The organism is Marinobacter sp. LQ44, from assembly GCF_001447155.2.
Lineage (GTDB): Bacteria > Pseudomonadota > Gammaproteobacteria > Pseudomonadales > Oleiphilaceae > Marinobacter.
Genome location: NZ_CP014754.1, coordinates 3,290,357 through 3,306,030, shown reverse-complemented (window position 1 = coordinate 3,306,030; position 15,674 = coordinate 3,290,357). Strand labels below are relative to the sequence as shown.

13 protein-coding genes are annotated in these 15,674 nt (G+C 57.3%); 6 read left to right on the top strand and 7 right to left on the bottom strand.

Annotated elements, in window-relative coordinates; translation table 11 throughout:
- Positions 1-15: 15 nt before the first annotated feature.
- Genes ASQ50_RS15195 through ASQ50_RS15180 form a run of 4 tightly spaced genes read right to left on the bottom strand, consistent with a single transcriptional unit; the run spans position 16 to position 2,799 of the window.
- Positions 16-558, bottom strand: coding sequence for a pilus assembly protein PilP (locus ASQ50_RS15195; protein ID WP_058090085.1), 543 nt, complete (start codon positions 556-558; stop codon positions 16-18).
- A 2-nt stretch (positions 559-560) separates the two neighbouring features.
- Entirely contained in the window at positions 561-1,172 is a 612-nt protein-coding gene (locus ASQ50_RS15190) for a type 4a pilus biogenesis protein PilO (protein WP_058090084.1), read from the bottom strand.
- Complete coding sequence (locus ASQ50_RS15185) at positions 1,172-1,735, bottom strand: PilN domain-containing protein (protein WP_058090083.1); 564 nt, start codon at positions 1,733-1,735, stop codon at positions 1,172-1,174. Before ASQ50_RS15185 ends, ASQ50_RS15190 begins: the two co-directional genes overlap by 1 nt.
- Positions 1,735-2,799, bottom strand: coding sequence for a pilus assembly protein PilM (locus tag ASQ50_RS15180; RefSeq protein ID WP_058090082.1), 1,065 nt, complete (start codon positions 2,797-2,799; stop codon positions 1,735-1,737). The genes ASQ50_RS15185 and ASQ50_RS15180 overlap by 1 nt, the downstream gene beginning before the upstream one ends.
- A 238-nt stretch (positions 2,800-3,037) precedes the next feature.
- Between ASQ50_RS15180 and ASQ50_RS15175 the strand changes: the two genes are divergently transcribed.
- Positions 3,038-5,566 (top strand): penicillin-binding protein 1A, encoded by a 2,529-nt coding sequence (locus tag ASQ50_RS15175; RefSeq protein WP_058090081.1) that lies wholly within the window; start codon positions 3,038-3,040, stop codon positions 5,564-5,566.
- 92 nt (positions 5,567-5,658) lie between these two features.
- Here the strand turns inward: ASQ50_RS15175 and ASQ50_RS15170 are convergent, their stop codons facing one another.
- Together ASQ50_RS15170 and rpmE are read right to left on the bottom strand one after the other, a co-directional pair.
- The gene (locus ASQ50_RS15170) at positions 5,659-6,924 is read right to left on the bottom strand and encodes a malic enzyme-like NAD(P)-binding protein (RefSeq protein ID WP_058090080.1); all 1,266 of its coding nucleotides are present in this window, start codon (positions 6,922-6,924) and stop codon (positions 5,659-5,661) included.
- Positions 6,925-7,140: 216 nt separating this feature from the next.
- A complete protein-coding gene (gene rpmE, locus ASQ50_RS15165) occupies positions 7,141-7,362 on the bottom strand; it encodes a 50S ribosomal protein L31 (protein WP_058090079.1) in 222 nt (73 codons plus the stop codon).
- Between the two features lie 233 nt (positions 7,363-7,595).
- Here rpmE and ASQ50_RS15160 point away from each other — a divergent pair, with 233 nt between their 5' ends.
- The 5 genes from ASQ50_RS15160 (at position 7,596) to hslU (ending at position 14,296) form a co-directional block, all read left to right on the top strand.
- Entirely contained in the window at positions 7,596-9,761 is a 2,166-nt protein-coding gene (locus ASQ50_RS15160) for a primosomal protein N' (RefSeq protein ID WP_058090078.1), read from the top strand.
- Positions 9,762-9,881: 120 nt separating this feature from the next.
- Complete coding sequence (gene argS, locus ASQ50_RS15155) at positions 9,882-11,567, top strand: arginine--tRNA ligase (protein WP_058090077.1); 1,686 nt, start codon at positions 9,882-9,884, stop codon at positions 11,565-11,567.
- Positions 11,568-11,574: 7 nt separating this feature from the next.
- A complete protein-coding gene (locus ASQ50_RS15150) occupies positions 11,575-12,222 on the top strand; it encodes an SPOR domain-containing protein (protein ID WP_058090076.1) in 648 nt (215 codons plus the stop codon).
- A 200-nt stretch (positions 12,223-12,422) separates the two neighbouring features.
- Positions 12,423-12,953, top strand: coding sequence for an ATP-dependent protease subunit HslV (gene hslV, locus ASQ50_RS15145; RefSeq protein ID WP_058090075.1), 531 nt, complete (start codon positions 12,423-12,425; stop codon positions 12,951-12,953).
- An 11-nt stretch (positions 12,954-12,964) separates the two neighbouring features.
- Complete coding sequence (gene hslU, locus ASQ50_RS15140; RefSeq protein ID WP_058090074.1) at positions 12,965-14,296, top strand: HslU--HslV peptidase ATPase subunit; 1,332 nt, start codon at positions 12,965-12,967, stop codon at positions 14,294-14,296.
- Positions 14,297-14,368: 72 nt separating this feature from the next.
- Here hslU and ASQ50_RS15135 read toward each other — a convergent pair whose 3' ends face one another.
- Positions 14,369-15,610 carry a patatin-like phospholipase family protein gene (locus ASQ50_RS15135; protein ID WP_058090073.1) on the bottom strand — a complete coding sequence of 414 codons (1,242 nt, stop codon included), beginning with the start codon at positions 15,608-15,610 and terminating at the stop codon, positions 14,369-14,371.
- Positions 15,611-15,674: the final 64 nt, after the last annotated feature.

The following is a 15,674-nucleotide window of genomic DNA, read 5'->3' as shown; positions in this document are numbered from 1 at the left end:
TTATCGCTCCCGGCCTTATCCTTCATCCAAAGACAGGGAACGTGGGCGCTCGACCCAGCCACCCCGGCCATTTGGAACGATTTCAATCAATTCAATGCGGGTTTCACTGATGCCGACAATCCGACCGTAGTTCTGCCCCATATAATTTCCGTTTCGTACCCGGTGAATGCCGTTGTTACCATCCCGGATAAGCGCAAACAGGCCGCCGTCGACACCCTGCAGCGTGCCGACCATGGTCAGCGACTTAAGATCAAAGTTCTCAAGCACTTCTCTCGGCCGGTCCAGATCTGGCTCGACGTCACTGACCGGTTCGTCGTCCACCATGGTCAACTGAACGTCAACAGGCGGCTCAAAGGGGGCACGACGATCGGCTGCTGAATAACTGAACGCCTCATAAGCCTTGAATTCTGGCAGGGGCTCCACGTGCCCCCGGGGCTTCGCCCGGGTATCGGCCATGAACTTGTCCAGATCCGAGAAACCGTTGCCCTGGGAACAAGCCGTCAGCAAAGACGCCAGACACACACCCAGCCAGGCTTTTCCCGCATGCTTTCCTGTCATGCTCACTCTCCAGCCCGGTAGCGGTAGGTACGTGCAACAACTTGCATATCAAGCCGCTCACCATCTCCGCCAATTGGTTTTATGGTTAAATCGTGCAATGTCACAATCCGCGGCAGACTTGCCACACTGCTAACAAACGTCGCAAGTTCGTGATACGCACCGGATACCCGGATATTGATCGGCAACTCCGAGTAAAAATCCCGCCGCTGCTCAGGCTGTAGCGCCACTTGCTGCAGAGACAGACCACTACCCAATGCGGTATTGGTGATATCCTCCAACAACCCCGGCACCTCAGTCTCACTGGGCAACTGGCGTACCAACGCGCCAAACGTCTCTTCCATCTCAGCCATTTGAGCTTTGAACACGTCAAGGTTAGCCACCTGATAGGCCTTACGCTCATATTGTTGCTTGAGCTCCTGCTCGGTGCGCTCGACCCTTTCCAACTGAGCATACTGATCTTTGATAAAGAACCAGTATCCGCCGCCAAGAATCAGGCCAAAAATAATCAGAGCAACAATGGCTTTTATCGGTGCAGGCCAGATACCGGCGTTATTGATATCGAGGTCGTTGATATCAAATTCGTTCAAGCTTTTGAGTGAGTCCGCGAGGCTCATTAATTATCCTCCCCTTCGGGCTCTGGCGTCTGCTGCTGAACAGACAGGTTGAACTGGCTGTAACCTGCACGACGAGCGTCGGCTGCAGCCACATTGGTAAGGTTGGGATTGGTGAACCAGTCAGAGTCATCAAACTGACGCATCAGGTTGGATATGCGGCTGTTCGACTCCGCCATACCCACGATTTCGATGCGTTCTCCCGTCCGCTTCAGATCGGTGTAGAAGAGGCCATCAGGCAAGGTGCGAACCAACTCATCAAACACCCGAACGATGACCGGGCGAGTACCCTGCAGATCCTGGATTACCTGCATTCTCGCCAGCAATTCATCGCGCTGACGCTTGAGGTTCTCGATTTCCCTGATCTGCTGATCAAGCTGTTTTGTGGCGGTTTCAATGTAGGCATTACGGGATTGCTGATAGGCAATCCGGCTGTCCAGATCGGATTTCCAAAGAAACGCCAGGCCGGCAGCAACAATAGCTGCGCCAAGGATCATGACCACGAACTGCTTCTGCTTCTCAGCTCGCAGTTCCTCACGCCATGGTCTGAGGTTAATCTTTGCCATCAGTCGAAACTCCTCATTGCCAGGCCGCAGGCAATCATCAACGATGGAGCATCATTGCTCAGGGCTGATGCATTCACTCTGGAACCCACGGCCATGTCGGCGAATGGATTCGCAACCAGGGTTGGCGTACCGGTTTTCTCTTCGACCATCTCGGTCAGGCCCTGAATGGATGCCGTGCCGCCGGCAAGAACGACGTAATCAACGGCATTGTACTGGCTGGCACCAAAGAAGAACTGGAGGGCGCGCGCGACTTGCTGCACGACTGCCTCACGGAAAGGTGTCAACACTTCCGGATCATAATCGTCCGGAAGCCCACCCTGTTTCTTGGCGAGACCGGCCTCCTCAAGGGACAGGCCGTAGCGACGCTGAATCTCCTCAGTCAGTTGCTTACCACCGAAAATCTGCTCACGGGTATAAACCGTCTTGCCCTCGGCCAGCACGCTCAGGGTGGTCATGGTTGCGCCGATATCGACGATGGCAACCACCAGCTCTTCGCCCTGGGATTCAAGCTGGGGCTCAATCAACTTGTATGCCCTTTCCAGCGCGTAGGCTTCGACATCCACAATCTTGGTGGTCAGGCCGGCAATCTCGAGAGCGTCCTCACGGATATCCACGTTCTCTTTTCTGCACGCGGCCAGCAACACGTCGACCTGGTCCGGATTCGATTCAGACGGCCCCTGCACCTCAAAGTCGATGGCTACTTCATCCAACGGATACGGGATGTACTGATCGGCCTCAAGGGTGATCTGGTCTTCCATCTCGAATTCGTTGAGGCCGCCATCCATTTGGATAACCTTGGTGATAACCGCAGAACCTGATACGGCCACGGCCACCTGCTTGACGCCGGTACGGGATTTGGAGGCGACTCGCTTGAGCACCTCACCCACCGCTTCTACATCAGTGATGTTTTTCTCGACAACTGCGTTGGCCGGCAACGGCTCAACCGCATAGCTTTCAACCTTGTAACGGTCGCCATGCCTTGACAGTTCCAGAAGTTTGACCGAGCTGGAGCTGACATCCACCCCCAGCACTGCACTGGATTTTTTTCCTAGCAATCCGAACACGCGCTCACCCTATACCTGGTTTAATGCACCCGGCTAAGGCGCCTCTGAACCAATCCCTGATACGGCAATCATGACAGAGACGCTTTATGTGTTTTTTATGTAAGAGAATTCTTCAAGTTTTCCGTCTACAATGCAGGCTCTTTGTTATTCAAGAGATCTTGCATTCAGTGAAGCAACTCAACCTTCCTAAAGCAATTTCTCAAATAATAGACCTATATCCAACTGTTGTCAGAAAAAAATGTCTCATTTGCTGCGCACATCTCGTGTTTTCGCCTGGTTCCTGCTCACCGGCCTGAGTGTCGCCATTATTATCGCCTCGGCCTTCTATTTATACCTTCGGCCCAGTCTGCCTCCTGTTCACCAACTGCTGGACGTAAAACTTCAGACGCCGCTTCGGGTATACAGTGCAGACAACAGATTAATAGCAGAATTCGGCGAAAAGAGAAGGGCACCGATCACAATCGAACAGATCCCTACAATTCAGTTACAAGCCTTTCTGGCCGCGGAAGACGCCCGATTCCACGACCATTTCGGAGTCGACATCAAAGGGTTGACGCGGGCTGCCATCGAACTGGTGTCCACCGGCAGTATCCAGTCCGGCGGCAGTACGATCACCATGCAGGTTGCAAAAAATTACTTTTTGTCACGCGACCGCACCTTTATTCGTAAGTTCAACGAGATACTTCTGGCTCTTCAGATCGAACGTGAACTTGATAAAGACAAGATCCTGGAGCTGTACCTGAACAAGATCTACCTGGGCAACCGCGCCTACGGCATCGCCGCCGCCGCCCAGGTCTATTACGACAAACCCGTCGACGAGCTCACCCTTGCCCAGATGGCCATGCTGGCTGGACTACCAAAGGCGCCTTCTGCCTACAACCCTCTGGCCAACCCTGAGCGAGCACTGATACGCCGAAACTGGATTCTTGGAAGAATGCGGGATCTCGGCTACATCACACAGGAAGACTGGTCAGAAGCAACCAAAGCCCCGCTCACCGCCACCTATAACATGCGGGAAGCTGAGGTAGACGCCGATTACGTCGCCGAGATGGCACGAACGGAGATGGTTCGCCGTTTTGGTGAAGCTGCCTACAATGATGGCTACAGCGTGACGCTGACCGTTGACGGAACCAAACAACAAGCGGCAACGGAAACCCTCCGCACCGGTCTTGAAAACTACGATCGGCGGCACGGTTTCCGCGGCCCCATCGGCCAGCTTGACATTGCCGGCATGTCTGCGTCGGATTTATCCAGCCAATTACTTAATTACCCAAGGGTAGAAAGCCTGATCCCGGCAGTAATCACCGCAGTGAATGATGACGAAGGCGCGGCGCGGGTGCACACCCGCCATCTCGGCCCCGGCAAGATGGACTTCGACACCATGACCTGGGCCAAGCGATACCGCACCGAGAACCTGACAGGCCCAACCCCCGAAAAACCTTCGGACGTGGTCAGCGCTGGCGATGTGGTCTACGTCAAGGTGGCACAACTGCCACAGATTCAGGAACAGGACGGCGAAGCAGACAGCAACGAGCCCCGGCTTGAACTACAGGTTGCGCTCTCTCAGGCCCCAAGAGTGGAAGGCGCAGTGATTTCTCTGTCGGCAAAAACCGGCGCCATTGAGGCCCTTGCCGGCGGTTACAGCTTTAGCCAGAGCAAATACAACCGGGCAACCCAGGCTAACCGCCAGCCAGGTTCCACGTTCAAACCTTTCCTATACCTCTCTGCCCTGGAGAACGGCCGCACACCCGCAACCATTTACAACGATGCACCCATCGTATTTGAGGACTCAGAGCTCGAAGGCGCCTGGCGTCCCCAGAATTCATCAGGTCAGTTTTATGGCCCAACCACACTCAGGGAAGGCCTCTATCGCTCGCGCAACCTGGTTTCGATTCGACTGCTGAGGGATCTAGGCATTCGTCAGACCCTGAGTTACCTGGATCAGCTGAAGATCCCGACCGCCAACATGCCAGCCAACCTGTCACTTTCTCTGGGGGCTGGCCAGCTCACGCCAATGGAACTGGCGCGGGGCTTTGCCGTTATTGCCAATGGCGGCTACGACGTGGAACCGTATCTTATCAAGACGATTCGGGAGCCGGATGGCACGGTTGTCTACGAGGCACCGGAAACCGTGCTGTGTGACGACGACTGCGAACAGCAACTGACAGATAACGCCAGTGAAGGCCCGCTCACAGAGAGCAACAGCGACACACCGGAAACGGATGGCATTCTGTTGCCGGCAAGCGCCCAGCAGTCTGCGGAAAAACGCGTGATGAAACGCCTGGCCGACGAACGCTCGGTTTATATCATGCACACGATTCTTCAGGACGTGGTCCGTCGCGGCACCGGTCGCCGCGCACTGGCGCTGAATCGCCAAGACCTGGCTGGCAAAACCGGCACCACAAACGAACAGAAAGACACCTGGTTTGCCGGCTTCAATCACGACGTGGCAACAACCGTATGGGTGGGCTTCGACCAGCCAGCCCCCCTCGGCCGACGGGAGTTTGGCGCAAGCACAGCCCTGCCAATCTGGGTTGATTACATGAAAACCGCCATGCAAGGCGCACCCGAATCTACCATGGCAAGACCCAACGGGATTGTGAACATCCGCATTAACCCCAGAACCGGCGAACGGGCGCGCCCTGGAGAAGATGGCACGTTTGAAATCTTCAAAGAGGAAGATGCCCCAGCGCCGCTATCACAGGACACCAACGGCAACGGATCAGGCGCCAATGACTCTGACAGCCTGCCCGGACAGATTTTCTGATCCAGTGCAGGCGAGCCCAGCAATGGCCAGACACAAAAAAACCGGCGGGATCTCCGCCGGTTTTTTGTTGAAGCCGAACAACTACATCCAGATCAGATGATGTCGTCCATAGACTTCAGCGGGTAATGCGCAGGGTACGGATTGCGCGCAACACCGGAATCTACCGCAGCACGGGCCACGGCAGCCGGCACCACTTCCAGCAGACGAACATCCATCGGCTTTGGAATGATGTATTCCTTACCGAATTCGAACGAATCAACACCGTAGGCTTCACAGATTTCCTGCGGCACCGGCTCTTTGGCCAGCTCACGGATTGCGTTAACCGCGGCAACCTTCATTTCCTCGTTGATAGCGGTTGCACGAACGTCCAGCGCGCCACGGAAAATGAACGGGAAGCCAAGCACGTTGTTCACCTGGTTCGGATAGTCCGAACGGCCGGTTGCCATGATCAGATCATCGCGGGTAGCCAGAGCCACTTCCGGGCTGATTTCCGGATCCGGGTTGGAACAGGCAAACACCACCGGGTTCGGAGCCATCTTCGCCAGCTGCTCAGCACTCAACAGGTCCGGACCAGACAGACCCAGGAACACGTCGGCGCCATCAATGGCGTCATCCAGTGTGCGCTTGTCTGTCTCGTTGGCGAACATCGCTTTGTACTGGTTCAGATCGTCACGACCAGAGTGGATCACACCCTTGCGGTCGAGCATGAAAATGTTTTCAGAGCGAATACCGCAGCTGATCAACAACTTCATGCAGGCAATGGCAGCCGCACCGGCGCCCAGACAAACCACCTTTGCCTCTTCAATTTTCTTACCCTGCAGCTCAAGGGCGTTGATCATGCCAGCTGCAGTCACGATGGCAGTGCCGTGCTGGTCATCATGGAAGATGGGCACGTTGCACTTTTCGATCAGCGCACGCTCAATCTCGAAGCACTCCGGTGCCTTGATGTCTTCGAGGTTGATACCACCGAAGGTATCCGCGATACGCTCTACAGTTTCAATAAACGCTTGCGGGCTTTCGGAATTGACTTCGATATCGAACACGTCAATACCAGCAAAGCGCTTGAACAGTACGCCCTTGCCTTCCATTACCGGCTTGCTTGCCAGGGGGCCGAGATTACCCAGACCCAGGATCGCAGTACCATCAGAAATCACAGCTACCAGGTTGCCCTTGGCCGTGTACTTGTATGCGTTCTCGGGGTCCTTCGCGATCTCGCGGACCGGTTCGGCAACCCCGGGGCTGTACGCCAGGGAAAGGTCGCGGGAAGTCTGGGTTGGCTTGGTGATTTCAACACTCAGCTTACCCGGCCGCGGTTTGGCGTGATATTCAAGGGCTGCTTCTTTCAGATCTTGAGACATTGCCACTGTTCCGTTTGTCACGTTTAAAGGTAATAACCGCCGGGGCTCGCCCAACGGAGCGCGACATTATGGCGCGACCGCCCCGAAACGACAAGCCGTAACCGAATATTTTATGACCAGTCAATAGTGCATTTTGCGTATAAGACATCGAAAAAACCGACGTCCGGACACAAAAAAAGCGCCCTCAGGCGCTTTTTTGCAACATTTCGGTGCAGATCAGGCTTTCTTGCCACCGATACGGCTGCCGAAACGCTTCTGGAACCGATCGATACGACCGCCGGTGTCCATAACCTTCTGCTTACCGGTGTAGAACGGGTGGCACTGGGAGCATACGTCCAGCTGCAGATCGTTACCCACGGTGGAACGGGTCTTGATCACGTTACCGCAAGAACAGGTGGCGGTAATGTCTTCGTACTTCGGGTGAATACCTTCTTTCATGGCGAACCTCTGTCGGTCATGCCGCTACCTGATCACCCGCCGAGAAACGGCCTACATGCCAGGCACCGCATGTTTGAATCAATTGGAAAGACCGTGCACAATCATGCCCGGCCAGAAACAGACCGCGAATCTTACTGACAAACCCGGCCACAGGCAAGTATCTTGACTCCTCACAAGACTCCAGAACACAACGCCCGGCGCCAAACGGCCCGCCATCAGGATACGCAGATACCGTGACACGGCCAGCTATCGCCCGCATCGCCCTGAACCGCCCCCTCAGGCGCCTGTTTGACTACCTGATTCCCGACGGCCTTGAGCTCGCCCCCGGCCAGCGGGTTACCGTGCCTTTCGGCCGCCAGACTTTGACTGGCCTGGTAGTAGAGATTGGCGTTGAGCCCCCGCCCGGCGTCAACCTGAAGGCCATCAAAGGCACACTGGAAGCCTGGCCAGCCCTGCCAGACAACACCTTTAACCTGCTCACCTGGGCCAGCGACTATTACCAGCATCCGCTGGGGGAATGCCTGTTTACCGCCCTCCCCCCAGCCTTGCGACGAGGCCGGCCCGCTCAGGAGAAAGCGGATGAAAGCTGGCATCCGGCGACAACAGAGGCCGCCTTACCAGCCAACGCACATCGGCAGGTCGCCCTGTTCAATGCCATCAAGGAATCACCTGGCATTAGCTCCAGCGCGCTGGTGAAATCCGGCTTCAGCCGGGCTCAGATTCGTAACCTGCAACAAAAAGAGTTGATCACCGAGGGCGCCAAAGCCTTAACTACGCCGGCCACCGAAGACCTGCCGGCCCCGACCCTGTCCGCCGCCCAACAGGCAGCGTCAGCTCAAATGCCGGAGCACACCCACGAATTCTCCGCCACCCTGCTCTACGGCATCACCGGTAGCGGCAAAACCGAGCTCTACCTGCATTATTTAAAAACGCACCTTGAAACGAACGAACAGGCACTGGTGCTGGTGCCCGAAATCAACCTGACACCTCAAACCCTGGCTCGCTTCCGCCGCTACTTTGGCGACCGCATTCAGGTATGGCATTCCGCCCTCAATGATGGCGAGCGCCTCAGCACCTGGCTGAAAATCCGCAATGGCGAACCGGTCATCCTGATCGGCACCCGCTCGGCAGTGCTGCTTCCTTTTAGCCACCTTCGCACCATCATCGTCGATGAGGAGCACGACAGCTCCTACAAACAGGGCGAAGGCTTCCGATATTCCGGGCGGGATGTTGCCGTCTACCGCGCTCACCTGAACCGGTGCCCGGTGATTCTCGGCTCGGCCACGCCCTCGCTGGAGTCCTGGCATAACGCCTGCCAGGGCAAGTATCAGCTGATCCGTCTGGAAGAACGCGCCGGCAACGCCAAACCGCCAGCATTGGAGCTTCTGGACATCCGCAGCCGGCCGCTGGAAGCCGGGCTTTCCCGCCCCGCCCTGAACGCTATAAAGGAAACACTGGAAAAAGGTGAACAGGCCCTAGTGTTTGTAAACCGGCGCGGCTTTGCCCCGGTGATGATGTGCTTCGACTGTGGCCACCTGGAAGAATGCCCCCGCTGCGACACCCGCCTGACCTACCACCGGCGGGACAGGGCCATGCGCTGCCACCACTGCGACTTCCAGATGGCCGCCAGCCACACCTGCCCGAAATGCCAGAGCGAAAACCTCAAGCCCGTGGGCCAGGGCACCGAGCGCACCGAAGACACCTTGGCCGAACAGTTCCCGGACACCCCCATCGTGCGGGTCGACCGGGACAGCACCCAGCGTAAAGGCAGCATTCAAGCCATCCTTAAAAGAGTGAACACTGGTGAGCCGTGCATTCTTGTGGGCACCCAAATGCTGGCAAAAGGCCACGACTTTCCCAACGTCACACTGGTGTGCGTGGTAAACGCCGACGGTGGCCTGTTCAGTGTTGATTTCCGGGCGCCGGAACAGATGATCCAGACTCTGCTGCAGGTCAGTGGCCGCGCCGGTCGGGGCGACAAACCGGGAAAAGTGCTGATCCAGACCTGCCACAGCGACCACCCGCTTCTCACCAACTTGTGCCGGGGTAACTACGCTGCAATCGCAGACCAACTCCTGGCCGAGCGAGAAACCGGCGCCCTGCCACCCTACCGCGCTATGGCGATCGTACGGGCGGAAGCCGACACCATGCAGAACAGCCTGCAACTTCTGGACACCCTGAAACCCATGGCGCAGAGCCCCGGCATCGACATCTGGGGCCCGTTACCTGCCGTTATCGCCCGCAAAGCCGACCGCCACCGGGCTCAGCTGATCCTGTGCAGCGATAGCCGTGGCCACCTGAACCGCGTGCTGACACAGCTCTGCCAATACCTGGACCAAACCAAACTGCCCTCCAGTACCCGATGGGTGGTTGATGTAGATCCGCAGGAAACCGGCTGATCAGTTCACACAGGCTAGCTTTTTGCTTACACCCAAACTTTCCGCGATAATACGCCTCTTCTGATTTCAACGGGCGCCCTGCCCTGTACCCATTCTCCTGAAAACCGAGTCATCTGACGCATGAAAGAGACCGTATCCGAGCTTCTCCAGTCCGCACTGGCGGCCCTGCAGTCTGAAGGCACCCTGCCGGCAGACCAGGCCTTTACCCCGCAGGTGGGCAACACCAAGGACAAATCCCACGGCGACTACGCCTGCAACATTGCCCTGGTGGCCTCGAAAGCTGCCGGCTGCCCGCCGCGAAAACTGGCGGAAGCACTGGTAGCGGCGTTGCCGGAAAGCGCGGCCGTGGAGAAGGTAGAGATTGCCGGGCCGGGCTTTATTAACTTTTTCATGAGCACCGCCAGCGCCTTCGGCATTGTGAACACCATCCTGGATGAAGCAGAGCAGTTTGGCCGCAACAACTCGGGCAAGGGTGAAAAGGTGCAGGTGGAGTTTGTTTCCGCCAACCCCACCGGCCCGCTGCACGTGGGCCACGGCCGCGGTGCCGCCATTGGCGACTGCCTGTGCCGCCTGCTGGAAGCCAACGGCTACGACGTTACCCGGGAGTTTTACTACAACGATGCCGGCGCCCAGATCAACAACCTGGCGCTGTCGGTTCAGGCCCGGGTGAAAGGCCTGACACCTGAGCACGAAAGCTGGCCGGAAGACGGCTACCGGGGCGATTACATTGTCGATGTGGCCAACGCCTACCTGGCCGGCGAAACCGTGATTGCCGACGACCGGGAAGTGACCGCCAAGGCCGATCCGGAAGACCAGGACGCCATCCGCGAATTCGCGGTCGCCTACCTGCGCCGGGAGCAGGACCTGGACCTGAAAGCCTTTGGCGTTCAGTTCGATGTGTATTTCCTGGAATCGTCCCTTTACGAGGACGGCAAGGTGGAAGCCACCGTTGAGCGCCTGAAAGCCAACGGCTACACCTACGAGCAAGATGGCGCCATGTGGCTAAAAACCACCGAGTTCGGCGATGACAAAGACCGCGTTATGCGTAAAAAGGATGGCGGCTATACCTACTTCCTGCCGGATGTGGCCTACCATCTGGACAAGTGGCAACGTGGCTTTACCACCGTGATCAACGAACAGGGTGCAGATCACCACTCCACCGTCACCCGCGTGCGTGCCGGCCTGCAGGCACTGAAAGCCGGCATCCCCCAGGGCTGGCCGGACTACGTTCTGCACCAGATGGTGATGGTGACCCGCTCCGGCCAGGAAGTGAAAATCTCCAAGCGCGCCGGCAGCTACGTCACCGTACGGGACCTGATCGACGAAGTCGGCCGCGATGCCACCCGTTTCTTCCTGGCTGCGCGCCGTGTCGATTCCCAGTTGACCTTCGATATCGACCTGGCCCGCTCCCAGACCAATGAAAACCCGGTGTATTACATTCAGTATGCCCATGCCCGTATTTGCAGCGTATTGCGTAAGCTGGCAGCGGAAGGCGTACAGCGGGGCATGAACGAATGTGTTGGCGATCTCAGCCTGTTAACCCTGGACGAAGAGAAAGAGCTGGCCAACCAACTGGCAAAATACCCGGAGCTGATTGCCAACTCCGCCGCCCAGCGGGAGCCGCACCACCTCACCCATTACCTGCGTGAGCTGGCCGGCCAGTTCCACACCTATTACAACGCCCACAAGGTGTTGATTGAAGACACCGCCCTGCGGGATGCCCGTGTCAGCCTTTATCTAGCCGTGCGCCAGGTAATTGCCAACGGCCTGGATTTGCTGGGCGTTAGCGCGCCAGAGGAGATGTAAACAGACCATGGCCAGAGACTACGCCAAGAAAGACCGGCCCGCGGGAAAAGGAGCGGCCTCGTCCAGAAAGCCCGCGCCGAAGCCCCGTAAAGCTTCTCCCGCCAAGCGGAGTGCGCCATCGCACTCCCAGCATGGGGCGCTGTCGTTCAAATGGATTCTGTCTCTGGCTGCGGTGGGTGGTTTTGTCGGCTTTATCGTGTATCTCAACACGCTGCCTACAGGCCAGGAATCCGCCAGGCCGAGCCAACCCGCACAGCAGTCTGCCGAGCCAAAAACACCCGCGCCCAGCACCGCCAAGCAGGAGCAAAGCCGGCCCCGGGAGCAGAATTTCCGGTTCTACGATATGTTGCCGGAATCGGAAGTGGTGCCCCCCACCGTTCAGGAGTACTCCCCTAACCCTGCTCAGCAGGACTTCAACTACATTGTTCAGTCCGGGTCTTTCCGCAGTCAGGCGGATGCCGAACGGCAGCGGGCTCAGATCGCATTCCAGGGTTTGCGGGCGCAGGTTCAGCGTATTGATCTGGAAAGTGGCAGCGTGTGGTATCGAGTGAATGTGGGGCCGTTTGAGTCTCGCAGCCAGATGAATGCGGCGGTGGATAAGCTGGTTACCATCAATATTCAGCCGCTGGTTCGGAAGATACCGAAAGAAGGTTAGGCTACTGAGCCCATCCAGATATAACTCCCTTGGATTCCAAAGTGGGGTCTGACCCCAAGGGGTCAGACCCCTAACTCACAGCGTGTTTTGAAAAGCACCCCCGCAAACCTGTCCTCCACCTCAAGCCAGCCCTCTTGAATTCCCGCCAGAAGCCTCCATAAAGCTCCAAGACACTTTTACATCAGGCAACTGGAGCCAAAATGACCACCATAGTTTCCGTCCGTAGGGACGATGAAGTCGCCATGGGCGGCGATGGCCAGGTTTCTCTGGGCAATACCGTCATGAAAGGCAATGCCCGTAAAGTTCGCCGGCTCTATAACGGTCAGGTGATTGCCGGGTTTGCCGGTGGTACCGCCGATGCGTTTACCCTGTTTGAACGCTTTGAAGCGCAGCTGGAGAAGCACCAGGGTAATCTGACCCGCGCTGCGGTAGAGCTTGCCAAAGACTGGCGTACCGATCGCGCACTGCGAAAGCTGGAAGCCCTGCTGGCCGTGGCCGATAAAACCGCCTCGCTGATCATTACAGGCAATGGCGATGTCATCGAGCCTGAACAAGGACTGATTGCCATTGGCTCCGGTGGCCCGTTTGCCCAGGCCTCGGCTCGTGCGCTGCTTGAAAATACCGACCTGAGTGCGCATGAAATCGCCGAAAAGGCGCTCGAGATCGCCGGTGATATCTGCATTTACACCAATCAGAACCGCACTCTGGAAGTGCTGTCCTTCAAAGACTGACCGGAGCGACCATGTCTGCAATGACTCCCCGTGAGATTGTCCACGAGCTCAATAAACACATCGTGGGTCAGGATGAAGCCAAGCGTGCCGTAGCCATTGCCCTGCGCAACCGCTGGCGCCGTATGCAGCTGGACAGCAGCCTGCGTGACGAAATCACCCCCAAGAACATTTTGATGATTGGCCCCACCGGCGTGGGTAAAACTGAGATTGCCCGACGCCTGGCCAAGCTGGCGGATGCGCCCTTCCTGAAGGTGGAAGCCACCAAGTTCACCGAGGTGGGCTACGTGGGCCGGGATGTGGAATCCATCATCCGGGACCTGGCGGATATGGCGGTGAAACTGCTCCGCGAGAAGGAGATGAAACGCCACGAGAACCGTGCCCTGGATGCCGCCGAGGACCGTATTCTGGATGCCTTGCTGCCACCAGCCCGGGATTTCAACGAAAACAGCCAGCGCGCCAGTAACGATTCCGCCACCCGCCAGATGTTCCGCAAGAAATTGCGGGAAGGTGAGCTGGATGACAAGGAAATCGAGATTGAAGTGCGCAGTGGCGGCGCCGGCGTTGAGATCATGGCCCCTCCTGGCATGGAGGAGATGACCAATCAACTTCAGAGCATGTTCTCCAACCTGTCATCTGACAAGCGCAAGACACGCAAGATGAAAGTGGCGGATGCCATGAAGCAGGTCAAGGACGAGGAAGCCGCCAAGCTGGTCAATGAGGAAGAAATCAAGCACAAGGCCATTGATGCGGTCGAGCAGAATGGCATTGTGTTCATTGATGAGATCGACAAAGTCGCCAAGCGCTCGGAGAACACCTCATCGGATGTCTCCCGCGAGGGCGTGCAGCGGGATTTGCTGCCGTTGATTGAAGGCAGTACCGTCAGCACCAAGTATGGCGCGGTGCGCACCGATCACATTCTGTTTATCGCCTCCGGCGCCTTCCACCTGTCCAAGCCTTCAGACCTGATCCCGGAACTGCAGGGCCGCTTGCCAATCCGGGTTGAACTCCAGGCGCTGACACCGGACGACTTCAAACGCATCCTGACCGAACCAGATGCCTCTCTGGTACAGCAATACGAAGCCCTGATGGGCACCGAAGGTGTGAAGCTCAACTTCAGCGAAGATGCTATCGCGCGGATCGCGGAGGTGGCGTTCAAGGTGAACGAAACCACCGAGAATATCGGTGCCCGTCGCCTGCATACGGTGCTGGAACGCTTGCTTGAAAGCCTGTCGTTCGATGCCGGTGACAAGGTAACGGATGGCTTCGAGATTACTGCGGAGTACGTAGATGAGAAGCTGGGCGAATTGTCTGAAGACGAGGACCTGAGCCGGTATATTCTGTAACCGGCTTCGCCCGACACTGAAAAGGCCGGATGTGTTTAACGCATCCGGCCTTTTTTGTACCCTGGCGTTTACTTACTGGGCTTTCGAGAACAAATGAGTCACACTGCCGATACTTGCGGCTAACTTGCCCTTCTCCGCCTGCTTCTTGCGCCCCTTGGCCACATAAAGAGGCAGCATTTCGCCATACAGGCTGGTACTGATGGTGCGCTGTTCGTCTTCCAGGCGATCCCGGCGCAGCTTAATGCCATACTTGAGCAGCTTTGGCTCCAGCTCATCGGCCCGGTTCAGCAGGTCTCGGCGGGTCATCTGATAGGCGTGCTCACACACCATCCGCCGGCTCTGGAAGCTGAACACATTGGAGAAGAACAGTTTGGCGTCGTCCCGGGTGGGCTCGAACAGCAGGATGTCTTTGTCCGGGTAGTCACGGCCGTACTGGGCAATGCCGGACTGCATCCGTGAGTAAACCATGGTGCGGTACGTCTGGGACAACAGGTTGGGCATGCCGGAACGTGTGAGGTCGCCCGGCTTCATGGTGCCTGCACGCACCGCTGCACTGGCATCAATAGGCACCTGAGGGTTCACCGCCAGCACCATATCGGCGCCGTCTTCGAAGGCAACCGAGGCATGCAGCCCCTTACGTAAGGTGCCGTCTACATAGTATCGACCATCGATGTCGACTGGCACATACAGCCCCGGCGAAGCCGTGCTGGCCTGGACCGCCTTGGAAATGGGTACGTGGTCGTACCCCGGTGCGCCAAAGCACACCGCTTCCGTGCTCTCCACATCCGCAGCCACCACGTACAGGCTACGCTTTAGCTGACGGAAATCGTTGGTGCGGCCAAGCATGGTAAACGCCCGCCGCAGGTATTCGTGCAGCCCCTCATTATCAAACAACCCGGCTGGCGCGGCCTGGGCCAGAATGGTCAAGGCTTCCAGCAGGCTCTGGTCGTAGGGGTTATTGATAAAACGGCTGACAGCGGAAGACAGCAAACCCGGAACCGCCAGCAAGCGACGACCAATCTCCCGAAACGCAGGGCGATAAAAGACTTCCGGGTGGAACGGGTGAACCTCGGCTTCATTGCGCACGAAGATACGACACAACTGGGCCGTGGTCATCTGATTGGCCAGGTTGGCGGCCACAAAAGAACCGGAGTTAACCCCAACATAAACATCGATGTTATTGAAATCCAGGCCATCCAGGGCTTCATCAAGCGCCCTTAGCGCTCCGATCTCATAAATGCCACCCAGTGGCCCACCGCCCCCAAGGGCGAGGCCAATGCGCGGTGCTGGCTTGAGCTCGGTCGCTTTGGTCATAGCCTGTCCTTCGTAGGTACTGCAGTAAGAATTACGTTACTAACCTATCAACGGATTTTAGAGT

Bases quoted from the DNA above. Each gene is read 5' to 3' on its own strand.
- ASQ50_RS15195 (WP_058090085.1), bottom strand. From the start codon at position 558: ATGACAGGAAAGCATGCGGGAAAAGCCTGGCTGGGTGTGTGTCTGGCG.
- ASQ50_RS15190 (WP_058090084.1), bottom strand. From the start codon at position 1,172: ATGAGCCTCGCGGACTCACTCAAAAGCTTGAACGAATTTGATATCAAC.
- ASQ50_RS15185 (WP_058090083.1), bottom strand. From the start codon at position 1,735: ATGGCAAAGATTAACCTCAGACCATGGCGTGAGGAACTGCGAGCTGAG.
- ASQ50_RS15175 (WP_058090081.1), top strand. From the start codon at position 3,038: ATGTCTCATTTGCTGCGCACATCTCGTGTTTTCGCCTGGTTCCTGCTC.
- ASQ50_RS15170 (WP_058090080.1), bottom strand. From the start codon at position 6,924: ATGTCTCAAGATCTGAAAGAAGCAGCCCTTGAATATCACGCCAAACCG.
- rpmE (WP_058090079.1), bottom strand. From the start codon at position 7,362: ATGAAAGAAGGTATTCACCCGAAGTACGAAGACATTACCGCCACCTGT.
- argS (WP_058090077.1), top strand. From the start codon at position 9,882: ATGAAAGAGACCGTATCCGAGCTTCTCCAGTCCGCACTGGCGGCCCTG.
- ASQ50_RS15150 (WP_058090076.1), top strand. From the start codon at position 11,575: ATGGCCAGAGACTACGCCAAGAAAGACCGGCCCGCGGGAAAAGGAGCG.
- hslV (WP_058090075.1), top strand. From the start codon at position 12,423: ATGACCACCATAGTTTCCGTCCGTAGGGACGATGAAGTCGCCATGGGC.
- hslU (WP_058090074.1), top strand. From the start codon at position 12,965: ATGTCTGCAATGACTCCCCGTGAGATTGTCCACGAGCTCAATAAACAC.
- ASQ50_RS15135 (WP_058090073.1), bottom strand. From the start codon at position 15,610: ATGACCAAAGCGACCGAGCTCAAGCCAGCACCGCGCATTGGCCTCGCC.